The sequence below is a fragment of the Aurantimonas sp. E1-2-R+4 genome, assembly GCF_036549515.1.
GTDB classification, from domain to species: domain Bacteria; phylum Pseudomonadota; class Alphaproteobacteria; order Rhizobiales; family Rhizobiaceae; genus Aurantimonas; species Aurantimonas coralicida_A.
The window spans coordinates 1-22,687 of record NZ_JAZHLK010000059.1; the positions used below are offsets into that span (position 1 = coordinate 1).

Sequence of the window (22,687 nt, forward strand, 5' to 3'; positions counted from 1 at the left end):
CCCATCAGCGCCAAAATGCCGAAAAGTTCATTGCCCCTGCATCGAGGGCCGCGTAACGTTCAACCCGGCATCGCCGCTCAACGAAGTTCAACAAACTTCGGGACATCCCCTCAATGCGCAGCGTACCGCAACACGCGATTATGTTCCAGAGCCATCGGTCTTGATCGCAAGGCAACGACATGAGGCTACCTGTTCCATCCCTGATGATCACATAGACCGTCGGCGATCCGCGTTTTTCATGGCAAGATCGGTTCTGAGGGTCATTCGAGAGGGGGTGAGGCCATGCTGATCCATCTTCACAGCCAGACGAGGACGACGCCGAAGATCCGATCGGCGATCCAGGCCAGTGACGAGCCTGCGTCTGTCTTGGCGGAACGCTTTGGCACAACCGAGCAGACCGTTTGCAAATGGAAGTGCCGCGACTCCGTGCATGACCGCAGCCATACACCGCACAGGCTGCAAACCACGCTGACCCCGGCGCAAGAGGCGGTTGCGGTGGACGCGGCGTTCGAGGCGCGGATGGCGCGTCACGACATCCCTCACGCCACGCATGGAGTCGAAGTCTGGGAAGAATATGGGATGGGATCATGTTGCTGACCTCCGTGAAGAACCAGACCAACTTGCCGCGCTACTTCGCGCGGGTGTTTGACGTCGCGCAGTCACTGGAGAACGGGCGGCTCGATTTGGCGCTGGACGATGGCCGCACCTTTCGTGTCGAAGGCCGCCACCCCGGTCCGGTGGCGGCGATCGGGGTGCACAACCCTGACCTTTTCGCGCGTCTGATCCGCGAGGGCGATCTGGGCTTTCTGGAAGCCTACATGGACGGCTGGTGGTCCACGCCGGATCTGCAGGCCTTCATGGACCTCGTCCACGCCCGCAACGACGCACTTTACGACGGCTTTCCCGGCATGGGGCTGGTGCGCGCCTTCGAGAAACTGCGGCACTGGCTGCGCGGGAATTCCATTCGACAGGCGAGGAAGAACATCGCGGCGCATTACGACCTTGGCAACGAATTCTATCGGCTCTGGCTGGATGAGACGATGACCTATTCCTCGGCCATCTTTCGCAGCGGGCAGGAACCGATGGAAAAGGCGCAGCACCAGAAATACGAAAGCATGGTGGACCAGATGGGGGCGCAGCCCGGCGATCATGTGCTGGAAATCGGCTGCGGCTGGGGCGGCTTCGCGGAATATGCGGCGGCAGAGCGCGGGTTGCGCGTGACTGGCCTGACGCTCTCGAAGGCGCAGCATGACTATGCGGTCGAACGCATCCGGGCCAAGGGGTTGCAGGATCGCGTCGAGATCAGGATGCAGGATTACCGCGACGAACGCGGGCTTTACGACGGTATCGCCAGCATCGAGATGTTCGAGGCGGTCGGCGAGAAATACTGGCCGACCTACTTTCAGGCCGTCCGCAACTGCCTGAAACCGGGCCGCAACGCCACCTTGCAGATCATCACGGTGCAGGACGCGCGCTTCGAGATCTACCGCAAGGGCGTGGATTTCATCCAGAAACACATCTTTCCCGGCGGCATGCTGCCTTCGCCCAGCGCGCTGCGCGACGCGGTGCGACGCGCCGGGTTGAAGGTCCAGCACTCGATCGAGTTTGGCGAAGGGTACAGCCAGACGCTGCGGCGCTGGTATGACACCTTTAACGGGCACTGGGACGAAATCTCGCGGCTGGGCTTTGACGACCGATTTCGGCGGATGTGGAATCTGTACCTCACCTCTTCCGCCGGCGCGTTCCAGGGCGGTAACTGCGACGTGACCCAGATCACCATCACAAGGCCCGCCGCCTGAATCCCGGCGGAGACGGTGTATGTCCGGTTCCCTGTCTCGCTGCAGCAGCGCAAGGCTGTTCTACACGAGAGGGAGGTCGACATTACGGACGATCTGGCGACGATGGAGCGGCTATCACCGCCGGAGCCGCGTCGAGACAAAGATGGACTGCGTCAAACTGCTGGGCCAACGCCTAGCCGCGCGGGACTTCGACCGTCAGGTTGCTGAGTTCCAAATCCGAGTGGCCGTCCTGAACGGCTTCACAGCGCTCGGCATACCCTTCACTGAAGCCGTGGGATGAGTCTGCCCGGGGAAGGGGAACTCCGACCTTCAGCCGTTTTGTGCAACAGAGCCGCTAGTCCTTCAAAGGACGAAAAGCGCGATGAGCCAGGCAAGCCCGAAGCATGAGGCCATTGGTAGCATGGGCGCTGTCCAGTAAGTAGTCATGCGGGGCGAACGGGAAGTTGCGCCGGCAAGCGGGCTTGTCGGTCAGTCGATGAGGCCTAGTGCGCGGGCCCGGGCGACTGCCTCGGCGCGGCTGTGGACCCCGAGCTTCTTGTAGGCGCGCTCTGCCCGTTGCTTCGCGGCTGCCCGTGAGATGCCGAGTTTCTCGGCGATGACCGCGAAGGTCAACTGAGTGGGCAGGTAGCGCAGGACCAGTGCCTGAGCCATGGTAATTGATGCTGCTTTGATGGTGGCGGCACCTTCTGTCACAGCCTCGGCGGCTGCTTCGTGGGCAGCGGCGGCGATGAGGCCGGCCGCGATCAAGGCGTCGACGGCCTCGTGGGCGGCTGCTTCCTCCACAAGCCCTGCAGTGATCAGCGCCTGTATGGCACGGGCGGCGGCGGCACTGCCGATCGCTTCGGAGGCTGCGATCGACTCAGCTGCATGGGTCTGTGTCGCCAAGGCCAGGAGCAATGCGTGGGCTTCGGCGGCTTGCACTGCCGCAATCTCCGTCGCTGCCTGCTCCATCGCTGCGACCTCAGCGCCGACGAACAGCCCGGTTTCGGGCGTGAGGAATCCTTCGCCCAACAGCGTGCCACCGTTCTCGGCGATCACGTCGAACAGTGGCTGCGCCCAACCGTGCTCAATGAGCAGGAATGCGAGTGCCGTCCCCGGCGACAGGGACTCGGTCAGTGCCCATGCGTCCGCCGCCTCGAAGCCCGAGAAGCCATCGCCCACTGCGGTTTTCACGTGATGGGCACTGTCGAGTGGGAAGATGCTCGCCAGGAGAACGCCGAAGTCCTCGTCGTCGCCGATGACCAGGTGCTGGATCGTGCCGTCCTCGTCCTTAGCAACGAAGAGCATGTCGATGAGGCGCAACATTCCTCGACCTTGCAGTCGATCGACTTCGGCCAGGACCTGGACTGCAAAGTCGGCGCCGGGACCAAAACCCACTGCGATCACCTGTAACGGACCAGACATCTATCAACCTCCACATCATGATTTCCACATATTGCCGGCTTCCCACTCCGCTCGCATTGATGCAGATCAGTCTGGGCGCGACGAAACTGAAGGAATGTTCCTGTGGACCACTGGTCTCGGCAGTTCTCGGCCGCTTGTTGCGGAACGCGTGATCCCTTGCGGTTCTGGTGAAAAAGACTCGAACAGACGCTCGTGGTATAGACATCCCGGAAACGCACCTCGGAAATTCAGATTGTTTAGGATCAATGCATTACGCCCCAGAGAAGGTTCGATCCCAGTCGCGTCCGCTCCGCCATTTCGGAACAAAGGTGGACACTGCGCCCGCCGCCGTTCCGACGCCAGCCCCTGCGGCATGCGTCCGCAGCAGGTCGCTCTTCGATCCCATGATGGGACCTCGCCTTCATCGACCTCGACGCGCCGCGCGAGCGCGCGGAGATGGTCGCGGCGGTAGCCGCCGCCGTCGAGGCGGATGCGCTGGCGGGCGGTCTTTGCAAACTTGCGGAGCATCGGCGGGGTGATCGCCCGCTGGCCGGCGCTTTCGAGCATGGCGAATGGGAGCGGCGGCGCGGTCTGCGCCTGCGCTTCGTCTATCGGCGGACGGGCCCGAGCCTGCTGGTGGCGGAGGGGCGGCTGAATGCGAAGGGCCAGGCAGTCGTGTCACGCTCGAAGACCGGGCGCGGCAAGGTCACCCGCGCCGATCGTCCTGCTGGTGCCGCAGGTCAAGCTGCCGAAGCGGCTGGACCTTGCACGGGATGCGGCGCGAACGCACGACGCGGTGCTGGGGCTGATCGTGGCGAACGGGTGGAGGGGCGGCTGTGATCAGCGACAATGATACGGAGGGTTCTCAGCGCATCCCGATCGCCTGTATCACCGCTGTACCTCAGTGCCGTCCCAGCTTGCCGAATTCGCTGTCCAGAAGGGAGCGGATCTTCTTCGCCGCGCCGCGCAGGGCTGCGTCCACATTGGCGTCATTGTGGGTGACCGTCTGCGGCTGCATCCCCTCCGGCCGCGCCTCGACGGTACAACGAATATCGTCGGCCCCGCCCTTGGCACCGTTCACATCGACCAGATGCACCTCGATCCGGGACAGACGGTCGGTCAGATGGCCCAGCGCCGACGTGACAACCGTTTCGGCCACTTCGGCCAGGCGGTCATCGCCTTGAATATTGGCATCGGTATTCAGTTGAAACTGCATGTCGGTTCTCCTGTGTGTGATCACCTAACATGAGAAACCATGAAGATGACTGATCCAGCGCAAGTCCACCTGCACGATCAGTAACAAAGCCTGCGCCTTGATAGCGTGGGCGAGGATTCAAAGCCACCGCCCATGCCCACCAACCGCGAAACCATCCTCGCCGCGCAGCGCGGCGACGTCCTGCCTGAACGCGTACCCGCCGCAGGCCTGCTGATCCTGCGCGACGGCGAGCCAGGCGAGCCCGAGGTGACGCTGTCACCGCTGCGCGACCACTATCAGCACCGCGCCAGCGCCCGGCGTGGGGGTGCAGCTGCGCCCGCTGACCACGGCGCCATCAAAGCGGCCGGTTACGATGCAAGCTGATCGGAAAACGCTCTAGATCGAGCGACAGACCGGCTACCGGCACCAGCCGGATACGGCGACGCGGATGGTGGAGTGGTGAGCCGGACGGTTCGATGCCCCATCAGCGGATTGCGGTTGGATCGGCCGTTAGCGCGGTCGCGACAACGCTTCGGGGTTGATCCGCCTACGGGGTGATGATCCGATCCGGCTTAAAGGTCATATGGCGCTTGTACGCGCTGGTCATCCCGTCGCGATAGATCGCCCCATTGCCGCTGGACTTCAGCCAACAAGCGGACCGCGCGGCCACGAAGGTGAACGCGCGGCATTGATTGTCTTGCAGGCAATCGATCCTACAGGCGTGCAGGTTTCCAGCTTGGGATTTCCGAAGGTCGTTACCCGGAATATCGACGTCCTTCATGATGTCTGCAATGGGATCGATTGCGCTGATTGAGAAGGATCCCGGTCGAGATTCGGATTCCCGGAACATCAATCCGGAAATTGCCTCTTTGTTGGCATCCTGGAAAGAGCCTCTATTCGATTTCAGGAAGCAGTTCGGACCCTTTCGCGCTCTTTCGCTCGTGTTGTAAGTGAACGCACGGCACTGTTCTGCTTGTGCGACACATTCGGCCGCACAGGAGCCGGCATCCGCAACCGTGCCAGAAGCGATGTCCGAGCCATAGAAATCAAGTCCGTCGTAGATGGCGATCCGACTGCGGCGCTCAGATTGGGGCTCACGGAATACCGGCGACCCTGGCCGATCGGGAACGCTCTCTGTGCTGGCGGTGTCGGGATCTCTATCTTTGAAGTTGTCTCCTTCGATGGTGGTAACACGCAAGTCGGCCATTTCGCTGGAAGAGAGATAACGCATGTCATTGCTGCCGTACTGTAGCGAAAGCTTCAGCAGGCCCGGATCGACGCCCATCTCTATCAGGTAGTTGATGACGTCGGCCGTCGCGTATTGAACGGCGGAGACGGCCTCGTCGGGCGACCAATCCGTCCCGGAGAAGGATGATTGATGGACGCCGATGGAGCCGGGTTCGGCAAATCGCTGCACCCCACCGAGAAAAGCCAGTGCGCACGCGGAAGCGCACTCCGAACTGCGGGGCTGAATGGTGTCTAGACCGAGAGAGCGGATAGTCCGACCGACAGCCATTGCCGAATAAAGATTGCCGCCTGGTGAATTGAATCCCATGACCTTTGGGTTATGATTCCGGACTGCTTCCACAAGTTTGTCGGTTCGGTAATCAGCCTCGAACTCTCCTTCCACAATGATGAAGCGCGTTCCATCCGCAGTCTGATCGGAAATGAGATCAATCTCTGCACTGGAGTGACTGGACCAAAGAACAGCTGCGACAAAGCCTACCAGCCAAGGTAGCCAGATAATCGAACGCATGCGGAAACTCCTCACCAGCAACGTTGCCAGTGAACGAGATTCTCGCGGGTTCCGCAATCCACAGTGCTCGACGGCGTCAACTTGCGGTGGCGCAGGTGGAGGGCTGGATATTGAGCGTTCCCGGCTGGATCCGCTCGGCCAAAGGGCGCGATGATTCCGACAGGCAAGCTTGCGATTCGATTATGTTTAGGTTATACTAAACGATATGAGAAAAGCTCCGAAGTCCCCACCTGCTGATCCCGCCCGCAAACAGGCGGTGATCTATGCCCGCGTCTCCTCCAAGGAGCAGGAGAAGGAAGGCTTCTCGATCCCGGCGCAATTGAAGCTGCTCAAGGAATACGCGGCGGCGAACGGCTTCGCGGTGGCGCAGGAATATGTGGACGTGGAAACGGCCAAGCAGGCCGGCCGCACTGCCTTCGGCGAGATGGTCGCCTATCTCAAGGCGCATCCGTCCGTCCGCGTGATGCTGGTCGAGAAGACCGACCGGCTCTATCGCAACCTCAAGGATTGGGTGACGGTCGACGAACTCGACGTGGAAATGCACTTCCCGAAGGAAGGCGTGGTGCTGTCGCGCGAGTCGCGTTCTTCCGAAAAGTTCATGCACGGCATCAAGGTGCTGATGGCGAAGAACTATATCGACAATTTGTCGGAGGAAGCCCGCAAGGGCATGGCCGAGAAGGCCGAACAGGGCATCTGGCCGACCAAGACGCCGCTCGGCTACAAGAACGTCACCGGGCCGGATGGCAAGAAGATCATTGCGGTCGAACCGACGCTGGCGCCGATCGTGGCGGCGTTGTTCGAGTGGTATGCGCGCGGCGACATTTCCCTGAAGGAAGCGGCGCGTAAGGCGCACGCGGCGGGCCTCACCTATCCCAAGAGCGGCGCCAAGGTGCCGGTGAGCACGGTTCACACCATCCTGCGCAACCGGCTCTATACGGGGTGGTACGAATGGAAGGGCAAGCTCATTCAGGGCAAGCACGAAGCGTTGGTGCCGGTGGAACTGTGGGAACGGGTGCAAGGCGTGCTCGACGGCCGCTTTGCCAGCAAGGCCAAGCGCGGAAAGCATGACTTCGCCTTCTCGGGCTTGATCGCCTGCCATGCCTGCGGCTGCGCCGTGGTCGGAGAGATCAAGAAGCAGCGCTACGTCTATTATCACTGCACTGGCTACGCCGATAAATGCCAGGGCAACCCGGCTTCGTGCCGCCGCAAATATGTCCGCGAGGAAGCCCTCGAAGGCCAGTTCACCGAACTGCTCGGGCGGCTTCGCTTCGACGACGAGGTGCTGGAATGGGTGCGCGACGCGCTGCACGCCAGCCACGCGGACGAGCGCCGCGAGCACGAGGAAGCGATCAAGCGCCATCAGGCCGAATACGATCGGCTGAACGATCGCATTCACGCCATGTATGTCGACAAGCTCGATGGGCTGGTGGACACGGCCTTCTACGATCGAATGTCGAACCAGTGGCGCGAGGAGCAGAATCGCTGCCAGCGAGAAATCGAACGCCACCAGAACGCCGACAAATCCTATCTGGACGAAGGCGTCGCGATTCTCGACCTCGCCCGCAACGCGCAAAGGCTGTTCGCAAAGCAGGAACCGCGCGAAAAACGCCGCCTGCTCAACTTCATGCTATCGAACTGCACTTGGGAGGATGGCGAGGTGGTCGCCACTTTTCGCCAACCTTTTGACATGCTTGCGGAAACGGTAAGTTCAGAAGCCCGCGTGATGGCGGGCGAGACGACCAAATCGGCGAAAAGTGAGATTTGGCTGGGGAACCTGGATTCGAACCAGGACTAACGGAGTCAGAGTCCGTGGGTCTACCGTTAACCTATTCCCCACCGTACCGGCCGCCTGTCGGCGCCGCGGATGCAAGCTCATATAGACGCAGGCGGCGCGACTGTGAACCCTCTGTCGCGATTTTTCCGTGATCCCCATGCCCGGACCGATGCGCCCCCTTGCCGCAGTCGCGGCGGACCGCGAACCGGTGCCGATCGCGCTGCCGAGGCCGGCCGCCGGCCGGCTAAGCCCCGCTCCCGCCCTTGTGCTGTCCATAGGGCTTGCTACACTCGACAGTGAATAAGCCAATAAAGGCGCCATGACGTCCGGCAGGATGGCGGCGCCGGAGAGACCGTGTGAGTGACCATGATATCGGTGGGAGAAACCATCCGTCGTCGGATCTGAACGGGATTTACCAACCCGGCCCGGCATCGCCGCAGCCCCTGCATGATGGGGCGGGCGAGGGCGGGCAGTCCCTGACCAAGCGGCAGCGCCGGCGGCGACGCAAGGCGGTGGCCAAGAACGCGGCGCTCCCCGACGCCGCGGCCAAGACGGCGAAATACGACGACCGGCCGGCTGGCCCGGCGGAGCCGCGTGGGACGCGAAAACCCCGCCGGCGCCGCCCGAGGAGTCGCGCCGCGAAGCCGGATGCCGGGGCATCCGCGCCGGTCGGGGCTAAGCGCGATGCTGCCCCGGCGGCACTCGCGCGCGCCGAGGCGAATGCGAACCGGCATTCGGCCGGGAAATCCGTGCCGGCCCTTGCGCCTGTCCGTGTCGCGCGTCCAGCGCCCGCCGCGCATCGCCCGCCCGCCTATGCCGCCCTCGATCTCGGCACCAACAATTGCCGTCTTCTCATCGCGATCCCGACGCGCCCGGGCCAATTCCGGGTGATCGACGCATTCTCGCGCATCGTGCGGCTCGGCGAAGGCCTCAGCCGCACCGGCAGCCTGTCGCGCGGCGCGATGGACCGGGCGATCGCCGCCTTAGGAATCTGCGCCCAGAAACTGGCCGCGCGCGACGTCGGCAACATGCGGTTGATCGCCACGGAAGCCTGCCGCTCGGCGGCGAACGGCGCCGAGTTCATCGAGCAGGTGACGCGGCATACCGGGCTTGAGCTCGAGATCGTCACCCGCGAGACCGAGGCGCGGCTGGCGGTCTCCGGTTGCGGTTCGCTGATCGATCGCTCGGCCAAGGGCGCCGTTCTGTTCGATATCGGCGGCGGCTCGTCCGAGATCGCGCTGCTTGATCTACGCGGCGCCTACACCCGCCGCCTGGCAAGCCGCATCGTCGCCTGGACGTCGCTGCCGGTGGGTGTGGTGACGCTCGCCGAACGGCACGGCGGCCGCGACATCACGCCGGAACTGTTCGAGCGGATGGTGGTCGAAACGGTGGAGATGATCCATCGCTTTCCCGAGCGCGACCGGCTCGGTTCGATCGTCGGCAGTGACCAATTCCATCTGCTCGGCACGTCGGGAACGGTTACGACGCTCGCCGGGGTGCATCTCAACCTCGAACGCTACGACCGGCGCCAGGTCGATGGCCTGTGGCTGACCGACGACGAAGCCGACGAACTGGTTGCCAGGATCGCCGGATGGAGCTTCGACGAACGGGTCGCCAATCCTTGTATCGGCAGCGATCGTGCCGATCTGGTGCTGGCCGGCTGCGCCATCCTGCAGGCGATTCGCCGGGTCTGGCCGGCCCCGAAGTTGCGGGTGGCCGATCGCGGCCTTAGGGAAGGGCTGTTGACCGAGATGATGGTCGCCGACGGCGTTTGGCGGCGAAACGAACCGATGAGAAAGACGCGCGGATGAGCGGACGCGGCGACGACCGGAGCTTGACCGTCAAGGTCAAGAAAAAGCGCGGGGTGAAGGCGTCCTCGCGCCGCTGGCTCGAGCGCCAGCTCAATGACCCGTATGTCCGCCGGGCGAAAGCCGATGGCTACCGCTCGCGGGCGGCCTACAAGCTGATCGAGATGGACGACCGTTACAAGCTGCTGAAACCGGGCCTGAGAATCGTCGATCTCGGTGCGGCACCGGGTGGCTGGTGCCAGGTCGCGGTCGAACGCACCGGATCGAGCGGCGACGATATCCGCGTCGTCGGCATCGACTATCTGGTGGTCGAACCGGTCCCCGGCGCGACGATCCTGGAACTGGACTTTCTCGACAATACGGCGCCAGCCCGTCTGCTCGAAACGCTGGGCGGCGATCCCGACATCGTCTTGTCCGATCTGGCGGCGCCCACCACCGGCCACCGCCAGACCGACCATTTGCGCACCATGCATCTGTGCGAAGTGGCGACGGATTTTGCCCTTCGCACGCTCAAGCCGGGCGGACATTTTCTCGCCAAGACGTTCCAGGGCGGAACCGAGCGCGATCTTCTCAACCTGCTCAAGCAGAATTTCGTCAGCGTCCATCACGTCAAGCCGCCGGCCTCGCGCGAGGGCTCGGTCGAACTCTATCTTCTGGCCAAGAGCTTCAAGGGTCGGCGCAAACGTCCCGATGCGGAAGACGGCGAGGGCGAGGGACGGATGCCGCTCGACTGAGCCACCCGCGAAACGCCGCCGATCGCCGTGACGGAGGCGTCCCCGATCGGGCGATCTGTTCGGTATAGCCACCCTGACTTCCAAACGTCACGCCACCGTGCTAGCAGCCCTTGCCAATCCTTTTCCCGCCCGACTCGCTTTCGGGCGGACGCATCATCCACGAGGACTGGCATGGCCCGCATCATCGAAACCGCAACCGGTTCGACCGCTCTCACCTTCGACGACGTCCTGCTGCTGCCGGGTCATTCCGAGGTGATGCCGGGGCAGGTCGACCTTCGCACCGCGATCACCCGCACGCTGAAGCTGAACATCCCGATCCTTTCGGCCGCGATGGATACGGTCACCGAATCCCGTCTGGCGATCGCCATGGCTCAGGCCGGCGGCATCGGTGTGATCCACCGCAATTTGACCCCGGCCGAACAAGCCGAGGCGGTCCGCCAGGTCAAGAAGTTCGAGAGCGGCATGGTGATCAATCCGGTGACGATCGGCCCGGACGCCACGCTCGGTGATGCCCGCGCCCTGATGGAACAGCACCGTATTTCCGGCATTCCCGTGGTCGAGAACGGCGGCTCCGGCGGCCAGACCCAAGGCCGACTGGTCGGCATTCTCACCAATCGCGACGTGCGATTTGCCTCCGACGACCGCCAGCCGATCCACGAATTGATGACCAAGGACAGGCTGATCACCGTCCGCGAGACGGTGGACCAGGACGAAGCCAAGCGGCTTCTCCACCATCACCGGATCGAGAAGCTCGTCGTCGTCGATGGCGACAACCACTGCATCGGCCTGATCACGGTCAAGGACATCGAGAAGTCGCAGCTCAACCCGAACGCCTCGAAGGACGCACAGGGGCGCCTGCTGGCGGCGGCCGCGACCAGCGTCGGCGACGATGGCTTCGAGCGGGCCGAGCGGCTGATCGATGCCGGGATCGACCTTCTGGTCATCGACACCGCCCATGGCCATTCGCAGCGGGTTCTGGATGCGGTGGCGCGGGTGAAGCGGCTCTCCAACGAGGTCCAGATTTTGGCCGGCAACGTCGCCACGCCCGACGGCACCAAGGCGCTGATCGACGCCGGCGCGGACGGCGTCAAGATCGGTATCGGACCGGGCTCGATCTGCACCACCCGGATCGTCGCGGGGGTCGGCATGCCGCAGCTCTCGGCGATCATGGGCGCGGCGGAAGAGGCGGACAAGGCGGGCGTCCCGGTAATCGCCGACGGCGGCATCAAGTTCTCCGGCGACCTCGCCAAGGCACTGGCAGCCGGGGCGGCGGCCGCCATGGTCGGATCGTTGCTTGCCGGGACCGACGAGAGCCCTGGGGAGATCTATTTGCATCAGGGCCGCTCCTACAAAGCGTATCGCGGCATGGGTTCGGTCAGCGCGATGGCGCGCGGCTCGGCCGACCGCTATTTCCAGGCCGAGGTGCAGGACACGTTGAAACTCGTGCCGGAGGGTATCGAGGGACAGGTGGCCTACAAGGGGCAGGTCGCGGCGGTGTTGCACCAGCTCGCCGGGGGCCTGCGCGCGGCGATGGGTTATGTCGGCGCGCGCGATCTGGAGACCTTCCGGCGCGAGGCGCAATTCGTGCGGATTTCGAGCGCCGGCTTCCGCGAAAGCCACGCCCACGACGTGACGATTACCCGCGAAAGCCCGAACTATCCCGGTGTTGGCCTGTAACGGCAACGCGAGATTTCCTGCTCTTTTTCCGATCGTCATGTCTGTCCGATACGGCAGCGTCGGTCGGAACCGCCGACCCGGTTCGGCGAATCAGGTCCGCCAGCGCGTCGAAATCGCGCCGCCGCGCCGTCGACGGACGGAAGGCGAGGGCGATCGTCCGGAACGGCGTCGGCGCCTGAAACGGCAGGATCGCGATGCCGCCGCCGCTGGTTTCGTCGGCGATCGCCATCTGCGGGATCAACGTCGCACCAAGCCCGCCCGACACCATGCGCAGGATCGTCGTCAGACTGGTCGCGGCGAGCCCGGCCATTTCCCCGGCATCGGCGATACGGCAAATTTCCAGCGCCTGAGCCCTCAGGCAATGCCCTTCTTCCAAGAGGATCAGGCGTTCCTGCCTGAGCGCCGCGATCGGGACGGGAACCGCAAGGCGGCTGGCCTCTGCGACTGGCAGGGCGAGGTGGAACGGATCGTCGAAGAGCGCGATCGTTTCGATGCCCGGGTTCTCGATCGGCAGAGCGACGAGGGCGCAATCGATCCGTCCCGTCGCGAGGTCGGCGAGCAGCCGATCCGTCACGCTCTCCCGAATCTCGCATTCCAGCGTCGGATAGGCGTGGCCGAGCTCGCGAAGAATAGCGGGCAGAAGATAGGGCGCGACCGACGCGATGATGCCGAGCCGAAGCCGCCGGCTGAGCAGCCGGTCGCCGAGTGTGGCGAGGCTTTCCAGTTCGCCGACCTCCGCCAGAATGCGCGCGGCGCGCTCGCGAACGAGCGTGCCGTCGCTGGTCAGCGAGACGCCGCTGGCCGCGCGATTGAACAGTGGTCCGCCGAAGAATGCCTCCATTTGGGCGATCTGCGCCGATAGCGCCGGCTGGCTGATATTGAGCTGCTTCGCCGCCCGGCCGAAATGCAGGGTCTCGCTGAGTGCATGAAAATATCGGAGCTGCCGGATGGTGATCATGCCGATAAGATAATCCGATTGCACTCCACTGCAAATACGATTGGAGATTATCGAGCGAATGCCTATTATCAGGTCGAGATTTTCCAATGAAAAGGGAGGCCGTCATGGCTGATCGCAAGACACTGAGGACGAGCGCCGGCGCGCCGTGGCCGAACAACCAGGATTCGCTGTCGGCCGGCGAGCGCGGACCGCTGCTGATGCAGGACTACCAGCTCATCGAGAAGCTCGCGCACCAGAATCGCGAGCGCATTCCCGAGCGCGCAGTCCATGCCAAGGGCTGGGGCGCGCACGGCACGCTGAAGATCACCGGCGACATCTCCCGATACACCAAGGCCAAGGCTCTGCAGCCGGGGAGCGAGACCCCAATGCTGATCCGCTTTTCGACCGTTGCCGGCGAACTCGGCGCCGCCGACGCCGAGCGCGACGTGCGCGGCTTCTCGATGAAATTCTACACCGAGGACGGCAATTGGGATCTGGTCGGCAACAACACGCCGGTGTTCTTCGTCCGCGATCCCTACAAGTTCCCGGACTTCATCCACACGCAGAAGCGCCACCCGAAGACCAACATGCGCTCGCCGACCGCCATGTGGGATTTCTGGTCGCTGTCGCCGGAGAGCCTGCACCAGGTGACGATCCTGATGTCGGATCGCGGCCTGCCGGTCTCGCCAATGCACATGAACGGCTATGGCAGCCACACCTTCTCGCTGTGGAACGATGCCGGCGAGCGCTTCTGGGTCAAGTTCCACTTCAAGACCGAGCAGGGCCACGAGCACTACACCAACGCCGAAGCCGAGCAGGTCGTCGGCAAGACCCGTGAGAGCTATCAGGAGCAGCTGTTCAACGCGATCGAGGACGGCAACTTCCCGCGCTGGAAGATGCAGATCCAGGTCATGCCGGAGATGGACGCTGAAAAGACCCCGTACAATCCGTTCGACCTGACCAAGGTCTGGCCACACGCGGACTACCCGCCGATCGACGTCGGCACTTTCGAGCTGAACCGCAACGCGGATAATTATTTCGCCGAGATCGAGAACGCCGCCTTCTCGCCGTCGAACGTCGTGCCCGGGATCAGCTTCTCGCCGGACAAGATGCTGCAGGCCCGCATCTTCTCCTACGCCGACGCGCACCGTTACCGGCTCGGCACCCATTACGAGTCGATCCCGGTCAACCGTCCGAAGGTGGAAGTGCACAACTACCACAAGGACGGCACCATGAACGTCTATGGCGGTGTCCGCACCGGCAACGAGAACGCCTATTACGAGCCAAACTCCTTCGGCGGCGCGGTGGAGGACCGCTCGGCCCAGGAGCCGCCGCTGCGCATCTCGGGCGACGCGGCGCGCTATGACCACCGCAACGGGCACGACGATTACAGCCAGGTGCGCGAGCTCTTCGTGAAGGTGCTCGAGGCCGACGAGAAGGAACGGCTGTTCAACAACATCGCCGGCACCTGGGCGGACGTTCCCGAAATCATCTGCGAGCGCCAGTTGGCCGAGTTCCAGAAGGTGCATCCGGATTACGAAGCCGGTGTCCGGCGCGCCTGGGACAAGATCAAGGCCGAGGGCGGCTACAAGCCGAACGCCGCGCCGATCTCGGAGAACACCCCGCAGATCACCGGCGGCGGCGCGGCCAGTGGCCATCCGCAGGCCGCCGAATAAAGCGAGGCATCGTCTCGCACAGACAATCATCGAAGGCCGGGAGCGATCCCGGCCTTCGCTCTTTGGTCGCGCCAACCCACGGTCGCACCATTGCGGAGTTTATCTGGCTAGCCTACTGTCTAGCTTAGTCGGCAGGGCATCACGAGGCGCGGCATGGGCAATCAGTGGACCTTGCAGGACGCCAAGAACAAATTCTCGGCGGTGGTGGAGGCGGCCCTGAATGGGCGGCCTCAACGCGTGACACGACGCGGTGAGTCGGCGGTTGTCGTGGTCTCAGCGAAGGATTTCGATGCGATGAAGGATCAGGAGATCGAGCGCAATCGCGCCTTTGTGAGGCATCTGCTCTCGGCCCCCAAAGTTCTTGGGCCTGGCGAGGAACTCATTGACGAGAACGATCGCGCGATGCTCATTCCACGCGACGTTGAGTTCGACTAGCGCCCGATGTATCTGCTGGACACAATGGTGGTGTCGGAACTGGCGAAAACGCCACCACACGACGCCGTGCTGGCTTGGCTGGCAAGGAACGCTGACAGTAAGCAATTTCTCAGCGTTATGACCTTCGGCGAACTGGAGCGCGGCATCGCGTCGCTTCGCCGCCGAAATCGCAATCGTGCGGATCGTCTCTCGATCTGGTTTGCAGGCCTCAGCGAGGAATTTGTCGATCGGACGCTGCCGGTGACCTATCCTATCGCGCGCATCTGGGGCCAATTGTCGATCCACTCGCATTCGCACGCCGCAGATCTGTTGATTGCCGCGACGGCGCTGGAACACGATCTGATAATCGTCACGCGCAACATTCGCCACTTCGCGCCAACCGGCGCAAAGCTGTTCAATCCCTATGAAGTCTGAGCCCTTTGACCAATCCCACCGTCTTGCCGAACCCTGCCCGCATCGATTTGCGCACCGACCATAGGAGTTCGCCATGCGTTTAGGTGGTCGGATCGCCGCGGCGATCGAAATTCTGGACGACATCGCGAGGCGCCATCGGCCCGTCGCCGACGCCCTGAAGGACTGGGGCCTGTCCCATCGCTTCGCCGGTTCCGGCGACCGCGCCGCCATCGGCAACATCGTCTACGACGTGCTGCGCAGGAAGCGTTCGCTCGGCTGGCGCATGGAGGACGATTCCGTCCGGGCGCTGGTTTTCGCCGCCGTGCTCGATGGTCTTGATATGGACGTGAAGGAGTTGGCGACGAAGCTCGACGGTGATCGCTTTGCGCCCGACATACCCTCCGCCGACGATTTCGCGGCGTTTCGCACCCGTGACCTGTCGACCGCGCCCGGCGCCGTGCGCGCCGACGTGCCGGATTGGCTGGCTGCCCATTTCGAACAGGCATTCGGGGAAGGCTGGACCGACGAGGCCGCCGCCCTCAGCGCGCGTCCGCCGCTCGACATGCGGGTCAACACGCTGAAGGTCGATCGCGAGAAACTGGCGAAGGCGCTGGCGCCCTTCGCCGCCGAGCCGTCGCCGTTCAGTCCGTATGGCCTGCGGATCGCGCCGATAGAGGGCGCCGGTCGTCATCCGAACGTTCAAGTCGAGGCAGCCTTCCAGAAGGGCTGGTTCGAGATCCAGGACGAAGGCTCGCAGATCGTGTCGCTGCTGACCGGCGCACGGCCGGGCCAGCAGGTGCTGGACTTTTGCGCCGGAGCGGGTGGCAAGTCGCTGGCCCTGGCCGCGAATATGGAAAACACCGGCCAGATTCATGCCTATGATTCAGACCGCCAGCGGCTCGCGCCGATCCATGATCGGCTGAAGCGCGCCGAAGCCCGCAACGTTCAGATCCATGCGCCGCGCGATGATCTTGCTGAGCTCGTCGGCAAGATGGATCTGGTTCTGGTCGACGCGCCCTGCACGGGAACCGGCACCTGGCGGCGCCGTCCGGACGCCAAATGGCGATTGTCGGACCGGCAGCTCGACAAGCGGACGGCCGAGCAGGATGCGGTGCTCGATCAGGCGGCGCGCTTCGTCAAACCGGGCGGTCATCTCGTCTACATCACCTGTTCGCTGCTCCCCACGGAGAACGAGGCGCGCGTCGCGGCCTTTCTGGATCGCCAGGGCGCTAGCTTCAAGGTGGCCGACGCGGCGGCCGCATGGGACACGGCTCTTCCCGAAGCTCCGAAGGCGTTCCTGCCCAAGCCGCTCGGCGGCGGAACGGCCTTGACGCTGACGCCGAGAACCAGCGGCACCGATGGTTTCTTCTTCGCCATGCTGGAGCGGGCATGAGGCATCCCTATCTCGTCCTGGCCCTGTTCCTGGTCCTCACCGTCGGAGGCGGCTCGGCGGTCGGCATCGCCACCGCCCCGGGCGACTGGTATGCCGGCTTGAGCAAGGCCTGGTTCAACCCGCCCAGCTGGGTGTTCGCGCCGGCCTGGACGATCCTCTACATCCTGATCGGCATCGCCGGCTGGCGCGTCTGGCACGCCGGCGAGCTACAGGCCTCGCGCATATGGTGGCTGCAGATCGGGCTGAATTTCCTCTGGTCGCCGGTGTTCTTCGTCCTGCATTGGACCGGCGCCGCGCTCCTCGTCATGATGGCGCTGCTCGGCACGATCGTCGGTTTCATCGCGCTCACCTGGCGCCATGACCGCCCCGCGGCGCTCTTGTTCGTGCCGTATGGCGCCTGGGTCACCTATGCGCTGCTTCTCAACGGCGCGATCTGGTGGTTGAACTGAGCGAGTTGGCTGCCGATCGCGCCCCTCGTCGGCGGACCCCTCTGTGATGACCGATTTCGATCCCTCTCAAAGCGATCTTACCACCGACGAACTGGCCGGCCGCAAGGTGCTGTTCGTCATGGCTGCCGCGGCCGAATATGGACCGGCATTGCGGCGCCGCATCCGGCCGCTGATGACCGGCGTCGGCCCGATCGAGGCGGCGCTGGGCACCGGCGTCGCCCTGAACGCGCTGAGGGCGGCCGGCCACCCGCCGGACCTCGTCGTCTCGCTGGGCTCGGCCGGGTCGCGGACGCTGGAGCAGGGGGAGGTCTATCAGGTCGCCTCGGTCGCATGGCGCGATATCGACGCCTCGCCGCTCGGCTTCGCGAAGGGCGTGACGCCGTTCCTCGACCATCCGCTCCACACATTGCTGCCGACGCCGATACCGGACATCGCGGCGGCCAGGCTTTCGACCGGGTCCGACATCGTCTCCGGCCCGCGCTATGAGGCGATCGACGCCGACATGGTCGACATGGAGACCTTCGCCGTTTTGCGCGCCTGCCAGCGTTTCGCGGTGCCGATGCTTGGGCTGCGGGGCATTTCCGACGGCGCGGCGGAGCTGCATCACTACGACGACTGGACGACGCTGCTTCATGTCATCGACCAGAAGCTGGCGGACGCGGTCGATCGACTGGACGCGGCGCTGGCTGGCGGTCTCCTTGCCGAATAGGCAAGGTGGGACGAACGGGCCCTGCTGGCGGGCGGGGCCCGTTCGTGCATCGGGGCGGTTCGCGATTACGCGGCCTTCTTGTTGACCTTTCCACTGCCGATCTTGGTCAGCTTCTCGTCCGCCGCCTTTTCCTGCGCAAGGGTTTCCTTCAGCGTCTTGGCGGCGTCCTTGTGCCCGAGCGTCTCGGCCCAAGCGATCAGGGTGCCATAGCGGGCGATTTCATAATGCTCGACCGCCTGCGCTGCCGCCAGCATCGCAGCGTCGAGGGTCTCACTATCCTCGACCTCGTCCATGAGCCCTTTTGCCTCCTCGAGGATGCCCTCGATCGCGTCGCACTTTTCCGCCGAGGCCTTTTTGCCCAACCCCTCGAAAACGCTCTCGAGGCGCGTCACATGGTCCTTCGTTTCCTCCAGATGGGCATCGAAGGCGGCCTTCAGTTTCGCGGATGTGGCTTTCTTCGACATCTTCGGAAGCGATTTTACGATCTGCTTCTCGGCGTAATAGATGTCTTTCAGCGTATGGATAAAGAGATCGTCCAGCGATTTGACGCTCATATCTTCGACTCCGGTGGCGCGGCATGATTGCCGATGCCGGTGAACGGCGTTGCCGGATGCACGTTCCGCGCCATCGGCGGGGAGATTGCGAAGCCGGCTAGCGATGGCTGGGGATGGCCGCGGCAGGCGACCTGCCACGTGCTGGACATTGGTGGCTTGCTTGCCTAAAGCCTCGCCATGACAGCGCACCCCGACACAATCCTCATCATCGATTTCGGCTCCCAGGTTACCCAGCTGATCGCCCGGCGTATCCGCGAGGCGGGGGTCTATTCTGAGATCGTCCCCTTCCAGTCCGCCGCCGAGGGTTTCGCGCGGCTGAAGCCGAAGGCCGTCATCCTGTCGGGCTCGCCCGCCTCGGTCACCGAGGCGAACGCGCCCGATGTGCCGTCCGCGCTGTTCGAGGCCGGTATCCCGGTTCTGGGCATCTGTTATGGCCAGCAGACCATGTGTTCCCAGCTCGGTGGCAATATCGAAGGCGGTTTGCATCGCGAGTTCGGCCGCGCCTTCATCGAGGTTCGCAAGGCTTCGCCGCTGTTCGATGGCATTTGGGCCGAGGGCACCCGCCACCAGGTCTGGATGAGCCATGGCGACCGGGTGACCGAACTTCCGGAAGGCTTCGAGGTTATCGGCCATTCGCCGGGTGCGCCGTTTGCCGCGATCGCCGACGAGAAAAGGCGGTTCTACGGTGTGCAGTTCCACCCGGAAGTCGTCCACACCCCCGACGGCGCGCGGCTTTTGTCGAATTTCGTCCACCGTATCGCCGGGCTTGCCGGCGACTGGACGATGGCAGCCTTCAAGGACCAGGCGATCGACGAGATTCGCAAGAAGGTCGGCACGGGCCGGGTGATCTGCGGGCTCTCCGGCGGTGTTGATTCCTCCGTCGCGGCGGTTCTGATCCACGAGGCGGTCGGCGAACAGCTCACCTGCATCTTCGTCGACCATGGCCTCTTACGGATGAACGAGGCGGAGGAAGTCGTCGCGATGTTCCGCGACCATTACAATATCCCGCTCGTCCATGTTCAGGCGCAGGATCTCTTCATCAACGCACTCGAAGGCGAGATGGACCCGGAGGTCAAGCGCAAGACCATCGGCCGGCTGTTCATCGAGACCTTCGAGGCCGAAGCGAAAAAGCTCGGCGGTGCCGATTTCCTGGCGCAGGGCACGCTCTATCCCGACGTCATCGAGTCGGTGTCCTTCACCGGCGGGCCGTCGGTGACGATCAAGTCGCACCACAATGTCGGCGGGCTGCCCGAGCGCATGAACATGCAGCTCGTCGAGCCGTTGCGCGAATTGTTCAAGGACGAGGTCCGGGTGCTCGGCCGCGAACTCGGCCTGCCGGAAAGCTTCGTCGGGCGCCAGCCGTTTCCGGGGCCGGGCCTCGCCATCCGCTGTCCGGGCGGGATCACCCGCGACAAGCTCGAAATCCTGCGCCAGGCCGATGCGATCTATCTCGACGAAATCCGCAAGGCCGGGCTCTACGACGCGATCTGGCAGGCCTTCGCGGTGCTTCTGCCGGTGCAGACCGTCGGTGTCATGGGCGACGGGCGCACCTACGAATTCGTCTGCGCGCTCAGGGCGGTGACCTCCGTCGACGGCATGACCGCCGACTTCTACCCATTCGACATGGAATTCCTCGGCAACGCCGCGACCCGCATCATCAACGAGGTGCGCGGCATCAACCGGGTCGTCTACGACGTGACCTCGAAGCCGCCCGGCACCATCGAATGGGAATGATTTTTGCCCATCCGGCGATATCCGAAGCCACGCCAAGATACGCTATAACGCATTGATAAATATATAATAATATATCATAGCCTATTGATGGCTATCGGTGTGCAGCGATCGGAGTTGACGGTCCGTGTGACGGGCCTCGCCCATATTGATCAGCTCCAAATTCCGAAGTACCGTCAGGGCAGAAGTGGTCCTTGACGGTACTTTTTTCGATATAAGCATCTGAAATAACCTTATGTTTTCCGTCAAGACCCGTCGAAAACCGCGTGACGGTACTTTTCAGGGGTGAGGCGGAAATGCTGACGGATGCTGCCATCAAGGCGCTGAAACCGCGAAACAAGATGTACAAGGTTTCGGATCGGGACGGCATGTATGTGCGCGTCATGCCTTCTGGGGCCATCTCGTTTCGTCTCGATTATCGCCTGAACGGGCGCCGCGAGACGGTGTATCTAGGGAAGTATGGGCGCGACGGTATTTCGCTAGCCCGAGCTCGTGAACTCTGCATCGATGCTAGGCATGCCGTCAGCGGAGGGCGGTCCCCAGCGATCGAGAAGCAGCGTGAGAAGCGCCGGTTGAAGGAAGCCAAGAGCTTCGGGGAATTCGGCGAAAAGTGGCTCGTGAATGCGCCGATGGCCGACAGCACGCGGGCCATGAGGCGCTCGATCTTCGAACGGGAGTTGCTATCAGTTTGGCGCAATCGGCTCCTCACGGAGATTACGCCGGACGACCTACGCGCCCATTGTGGGAAGATCGTTGATCGCGGGGCGCCCGCAACGGCGATCCATGTGCGCGACATCCTCAAGCAAATTTACGGATTTGCCATTCTGCATGGAGAGAAGGTCGCAAACCCGGCCAACGACGTCGGACCCGCGTCTATCGCAACGTTCGCGCCGAAGGATCGGTCGCTTTCTCCCACCGAGATCCGGATCTTGCTCCGACAGCTTGAGAACGTCGCGACTCTGCCGACGATCCGGCTAGGGATGAAGCTCTTTCTGCTGACGATGGTGCGTAAGAGCGAGCTGCAAGATGCAGTCTGGGACGAGGTGGATTTCGAGAACGCGGTCTGGACGATCCCCAAAGAGCGCATGAAGCGATCGAAGGCGCACAATGTGTATCTCTCGCGCCAGACCCTCGACATCATGATCGCGCTCAAGACCTGCGCCGGCAATTCGCGATATCTGCTACCGTCCAGGTATGACGCCGACGCGCCGATGTCGCGCGCCACGTTCAATCGCGTAACCTACGCGGTCGTCGAGCAGGCCAAGAAGGAGGGGCTGCCATTGGAGCCGTTTACCGTCCACGACCTACGCCGCACGAGCTCGACGCTGCTTAACGAACTGGGCTTCAATAGTGACTGGATCGAGAAGTGCTTAGCGCATGAGGATGGCCGGTCGTCGCGCGGTGTTTACAACAAGGCCGAGTATGAGGTTCAGCGTCGCCACATGATGCAGGAATGGTCCGATATCGTCGACGCGTGGGTGCAAGGACGTAAGCATACGCCCGTTCTCTTGCCGCCAGCTATGCCTTTGATGGAGTTAGACCCCGCCCTTTGACCGGACGGGTCTTTCGCTTTGACACGTCGGGGTGCTGAGCGCGCCGGATGGGAGTCGCGCGCCGTGCCAGCAGCCACGCTTTGACCTCAGCGAGGTCCCAGACGATGCATCTCGGGGAAAGGGCAAAGCGTCGCGGGAACTCGCCACGCTGCTCCATTTCATAGATTGTGCTGTCAGCCAGTGGGATCATTTCACGCAATTGCTGACGGCGAATAGTCCTCATTAGCTTACGGCCTGATGCCTCTGCGTCCATCTCTTATCTCCGTCCTATTTTGAACCGAAGAGATGGAAGCCGATAGGTACAACAAAAGGAAGGTTGTGAACGCTTTAGTGCAGAAATATCGTGTTCTGGCGTGCAAAACGGCGGAGTGTGCCTGCCGAGAAAATTCAGAGTGTTGTTCATTTGATAGGGGATTTGAACTCGCAGTGCTTCGGCCGGACTCTGACGTTGGGTTCGATACTGCTGAAAGTGATGCGGCTACAGAACATCAGCTGTTGATGTGATCTCGTGGTAGCGCCGGTGTACCGCACGATACCCTTTGCAGCGAAACCGCGCCCATGGACACGGCGATGATGGTCGTATTGCCTTGCGCATCGATCGCGTCCGGCAACCACAGTCTAATACCAACGGGCGCTGATCAAGACCCATGCGCCCAATCTCGCATTCCGATGGACGTGATTTTCCAGGGCTGATCGACGAGCTTGTTCCAAGCTGCGCAGCAGTGGGCGAC

21 protein-coding genes, 1 tRNA gene and 2 pseudogenes are annotated in these 22,687 nt (G+C 63.1%); 17 read left to right on the forward strand and 7 right to left on the reverse strand.

What is annotated here, in order from left to right; all coding sequences use genetic code 11:
• Window positions 1–282: 282 nt before the first annotated feature.
• The 3 genes and pseudogenes from VQ045_RS18880 to VQ045_RS18890 all read left to right on the forward strand — a co-directional run.
• Window positions 283–498: pseudogene (locus VQ045_RS18880) on the forward strand (IS481 family transposase); the annotation flags it as partial.
• 104 nt (window positions 499–602) lie between these two features.
• Window positions 603–1,799, forward strand: a complete 1,197-nt coding sequence (locus VQ045_RS18885; protein WP_331831212.1) for a cyclopropane-fatty-acyl-phospholipid synthase family protein — start codon at window positions 603–605, stop codon at window positions 1,797–1,799.
• Between the two features lie 85 nt (window positions 1,800–1,884).
• A pseudogene (locus tag VQ045_RS18890) lies at window positions 1,885–2,079 on the forward strand (IS5/IS1182 family transposase); the annotation flags it as partial.
• Window positions 2,080–2,267: 188 nt separating this feature from the next.
• Here the strand turns inward: VQ045_RS18890 and VQ045_RS18895 are convergent.
• The gene (locus VQ045_RS18895; RefSeq protein WP_331831213.1) at window positions 2,268–3,203 is read right to left on the reverse strand and encodes a helix-turn-helix transcriptional regulator; all 936 of its coding nucleotides are present in this window, start codon (window positions 3,201–3,203) and stop codon (window positions 2,268–2,270) included.
• Window positions 3,204–3,638: 435 nt separating this feature from the next.
• Here VQ045_RS18895 and VQ045_RS18900 point away from each other — a divergent pair, with 435 nt between their 5' ends.
• Complete coding sequence (locus tag VQ045_RS18900; protein WP_331831214.1) at window positions 3,639–4,022, forward strand: DUF6441 family protein; 384 nt, start codon at window positions 3,639–3,641, stop codon at window positions 4,020–4,022.
• 61 nt (window positions 4,023–4,083) lie between these two features.
• Here the strand turns inward: VQ045_RS18900 and VQ045_RS18905 are convergent, their stop codons facing one another.
• On the reverse strand, window positions 4,084–4,398 hold the full coding sequence (locus VQ045_RS18905; RefSeq protein WP_331831215.1) for an HPF/RaiA family ribosome-associated protein: 315 nt from the start codon (window positions 4,396–4,398) through the stop codon (window positions 4,084–4,086).
• A 132-nt stretch (window positions 4,399–4,530) separates the two neighbouring features.
• Here VQ045_RS18905 and VQ045_RS18910 point away from each other — a divergent pair, with 132 nt between their 5' ends.
• A complete protein-coding gene (locus VQ045_RS18910; RefSeq protein WP_331831216.1) occupies window positions 4,531–4,761 on the forward strand; it encodes a hypothetical protein in 231 nt (76 codons plus the stop codon).
• 163 nt (window positions 4,762–4,924) lie between these two features.
• On the opposite strand, the gene VQ045_RS18915 is transcribed toward VQ045_RS18910, so the two are convergent.
• Window positions 4,925–6,133 carry a PAN domain-containing protein gene (locus VQ045_RS18915; protein ID WP_331831217.1) on the reverse strand — a complete coding sequence of 403 codons (1,209 nt, stop codon included), beginning with the start codon at window positions 6,131–6,133 and terminating at the stop codon, window positions 4,925–4,927.
• A gap of 205 nt (window positions 6,134–6,338) precedes the next feature.
• Here VQ045_RS18915 and VQ045_RS18920 point away from each other — a divergent pair, with 205 nt between their 5' ends.
• Window positions 6,339–7,928 carry a recombinase family protein gene (locus VQ045_RS18920; protein WP_331831218.1) on the forward strand — a complete coding sequence of 530 codons (1,590 nt, stop codon included), beginning with the start codon at window positions 6,339–6,341 and terminating at the stop codon, window positions 7,926–7,928.
• Here the strand turns inward: VQ045_RS18920 and VQ045_RS18925 are convergent.
• Window positions 7,896–7,969, reverse strand: a tRNA-Gln gene (locus VQ045_RS18925). The two genes, VQ045_RS18920 and VQ045_RS18925, sit on opposite strands and share 33 nt — an antisense overlap.
• Before the next feature lie 294 nt (window positions 7,970–8,263).
• Here VQ045_RS18925 and VQ045_RS18930 point away from each other — a divergent pair.
• The 3 genes from VQ045_RS18930 to guaB all read left to right on the forward strand — a co-directional run bounded on the left by VQ045_RS18930 (window position 8,264) and on the right by guaB (window position 12,126).
• On the forward strand, window positions 8,264–9,718 hold the full coding sequence (locus VQ045_RS18930; protein ID WP_442879905.1) for a Ppx/GppA phosphatase family protein: 1,455 nt from the start codon (window positions 8,264–8,266) through the stop codon (window positions 9,716–9,718).
• Window positions 9,715–10,449 carry an RlmE family RNA methyltransferase gene (locus VQ045_RS18935; RefSeq protein ID WP_331831219.1) on the forward strand — a complete coding sequence of 245 codons (735 nt, stop codon included), beginning with the start codon at window positions 9,715–9,717 and terminating at the stop codon, window positions 10,447–10,449. Before VQ045_RS18930 ends, VQ045_RS18935 begins: the two co-directional genes overlap by 4 nt.
• 171 nt (window positions 10,450–10,620) lie before the next feature.
• Window positions 10,621–12,126: an IMP dehydrogenase gene (gene guaB / locus VQ045_RS18940; protein ID WP_331831220.1), complete on the forward strand. Its 1,506-nt coding sequence runs from the start codon at window positions 10,621–10,623 to the stop codon at window positions 12,124–12,126.
• Here guaB and VQ045_RS18945 read toward each other — a convergent pair.
• Entirely contained in the window at window positions 12,086–13,084 is a 999-nt protein-coding gene (locus tag VQ045_RS18945; protein WP_331831221.1) for a hydrogen peroxide-inducible genes activator, read from the reverse strand. The genes guaB and VQ045_RS18945 overlap by 41 nt on opposite strands.
• Before the next feature lie 104 nt (window positions 13,085–13,188).
• On the opposite strand from VQ045_RS18945, the gene VQ045_RS18950 reads away from it, so the two are divergent.
• The 6 genes from VQ045_RS18950 (at window position 13,189) to VQ045_RS18975 (ending at window position 18,118) form a co-directional block, all read left to right on the forward strand.
• Entirely contained in the window at window positions 13,189–14,739 is a 1,551-nt protein-coding gene (locus VQ045_RS18950; protein WP_331831222.1) for a catalase, read from the forward strand.
• Window positions 14,740–14,892: 153 nt separating this feature from the next.
• Complete coding sequence (locus VQ045_RS18955) at window positions 14,893–15,174, forward strand: type II toxin-antitoxin system Phd/YefM family antitoxin (protein ID WP_331831223.1); 282 nt, start codon at window positions 14,893–14,895, stop codon at window positions 15,172–15,174.
• A gap of 6 nt (window positions 15,175–15,180) precedes the next feature.
• Window positions 15,181–15,588 (forward strand): type II toxin-antitoxin system VapC family toxin, encoded by a 408-nt coding sequence (locus tag VQ045_RS18960; RefSeq protein ID WP_327623781.1) that lies wholly within the window; start codon window positions 15,181–15,183, stop codon window positions 15,586–15,588.
• A gap of 73 nt (window positions 15,589–15,661) precedes the next feature.
• The gene (locus VQ045_RS18965; RefSeq protein WP_331831224.1) at window positions 15,662–16,960 is read left to right on the forward strand and encodes an RsmB/NOP family class I SAM-dependent RNA methyltransferase; all 1,299 of its coding nucleotides are present in this window, start codon (window positions 15,662–15,664) and stop codon (window positions 16,958–16,960) included.
• Window positions 16,957–17,409, forward strand: a complete 453-nt coding sequence (locus VQ045_RS18970; protein ID WP_331831225.1) for a TspO/MBR family protein — start codon at window positions 16,957–16,959, stop codon at window positions 17,407–17,409. Before VQ045_RS18965 ends, VQ045_RS18970 begins: the two co-directional genes overlap by 4 nt.
• 46 nt (window positions 17,410–17,455) lie before the next feature.
• The gene (locus tag VQ045_RS18975) at window positions 17,456–18,118 is read left to right on the forward strand and encodes a 5'-methylthioadenosine/S-adenosylhomocysteine nucleosidase (RefSeq protein WP_327648569.1); all 663 of its coding nucleotides are present in this window, start codon (window positions 17,456–17,458) and stop codon (window positions 18,116–18,118) included.
• A 65-nt stretch (window positions 18,119–18,183) separates the two neighbouring features.
• On the opposite strand, the gene VQ045_RS18980 is transcribed toward VQ045_RS18975, so the two are convergent.
• Window positions 18,184–18,672 (reverse strand): YciE/YciF ferroxidase family protein, encoded by a 489-nt coding sequence (locus VQ045_RS18980; RefSeq protein ID WP_331831226.1) that lies wholly within the window; start codon window positions 18,670–18,672, stop codon window positions 18,184–18,186.
• 177 nt (window positions 18,673–18,849) lie between these two features.
• Here VQ045_RS18980 and guaA point away from each other — a divergent pair, with 177 nt between their 5' ends.
• Both guaA and VQ045_RS18990 read left to right on the forward strand, forming a co-directional pair.
• Entirely contained in the window at window positions 18,850–20,406 is a 1,557-nt protein-coding gene (gene guaA / locus VQ045_RS18985; protein WP_331831227.1) for a glutamine-hydrolyzing GMP synthase, read from the forward strand.
• Window positions 20,407–20,699: 293 nt separating this feature from the next.
• Window positions 20,700–21,956: a tyrosine-type recombinase/integrase gene (locus VQ045_RS18990; protein ID WP_331831230.1), complete on the forward strand. Its 1,257-nt coding sequence runs from the start codon at window positions 20,700–20,702 to the stop codon at window positions 21,954–21,956.
• On the opposite strand, the gene VQ045_RS18995 is transcribed toward VQ045_RS18990, so the two are convergent.
• Complete coding sequence (locus VQ045_RS18995) at window positions 21,922–22,209, reverse strand: helix-turn-helix transcriptional regulator (RefSeq protein WP_331831228.1); 288 nt, start codon at window positions 22,207–22,209, stop codon at window positions 21,922–21,924. The two genes, VQ045_RS18990 and VQ045_RS18995, sit on opposite strands and share 35 nt — an antisense overlap.
• Window positions 22,210–22,687: the final 478 nt, after the last annotated feature.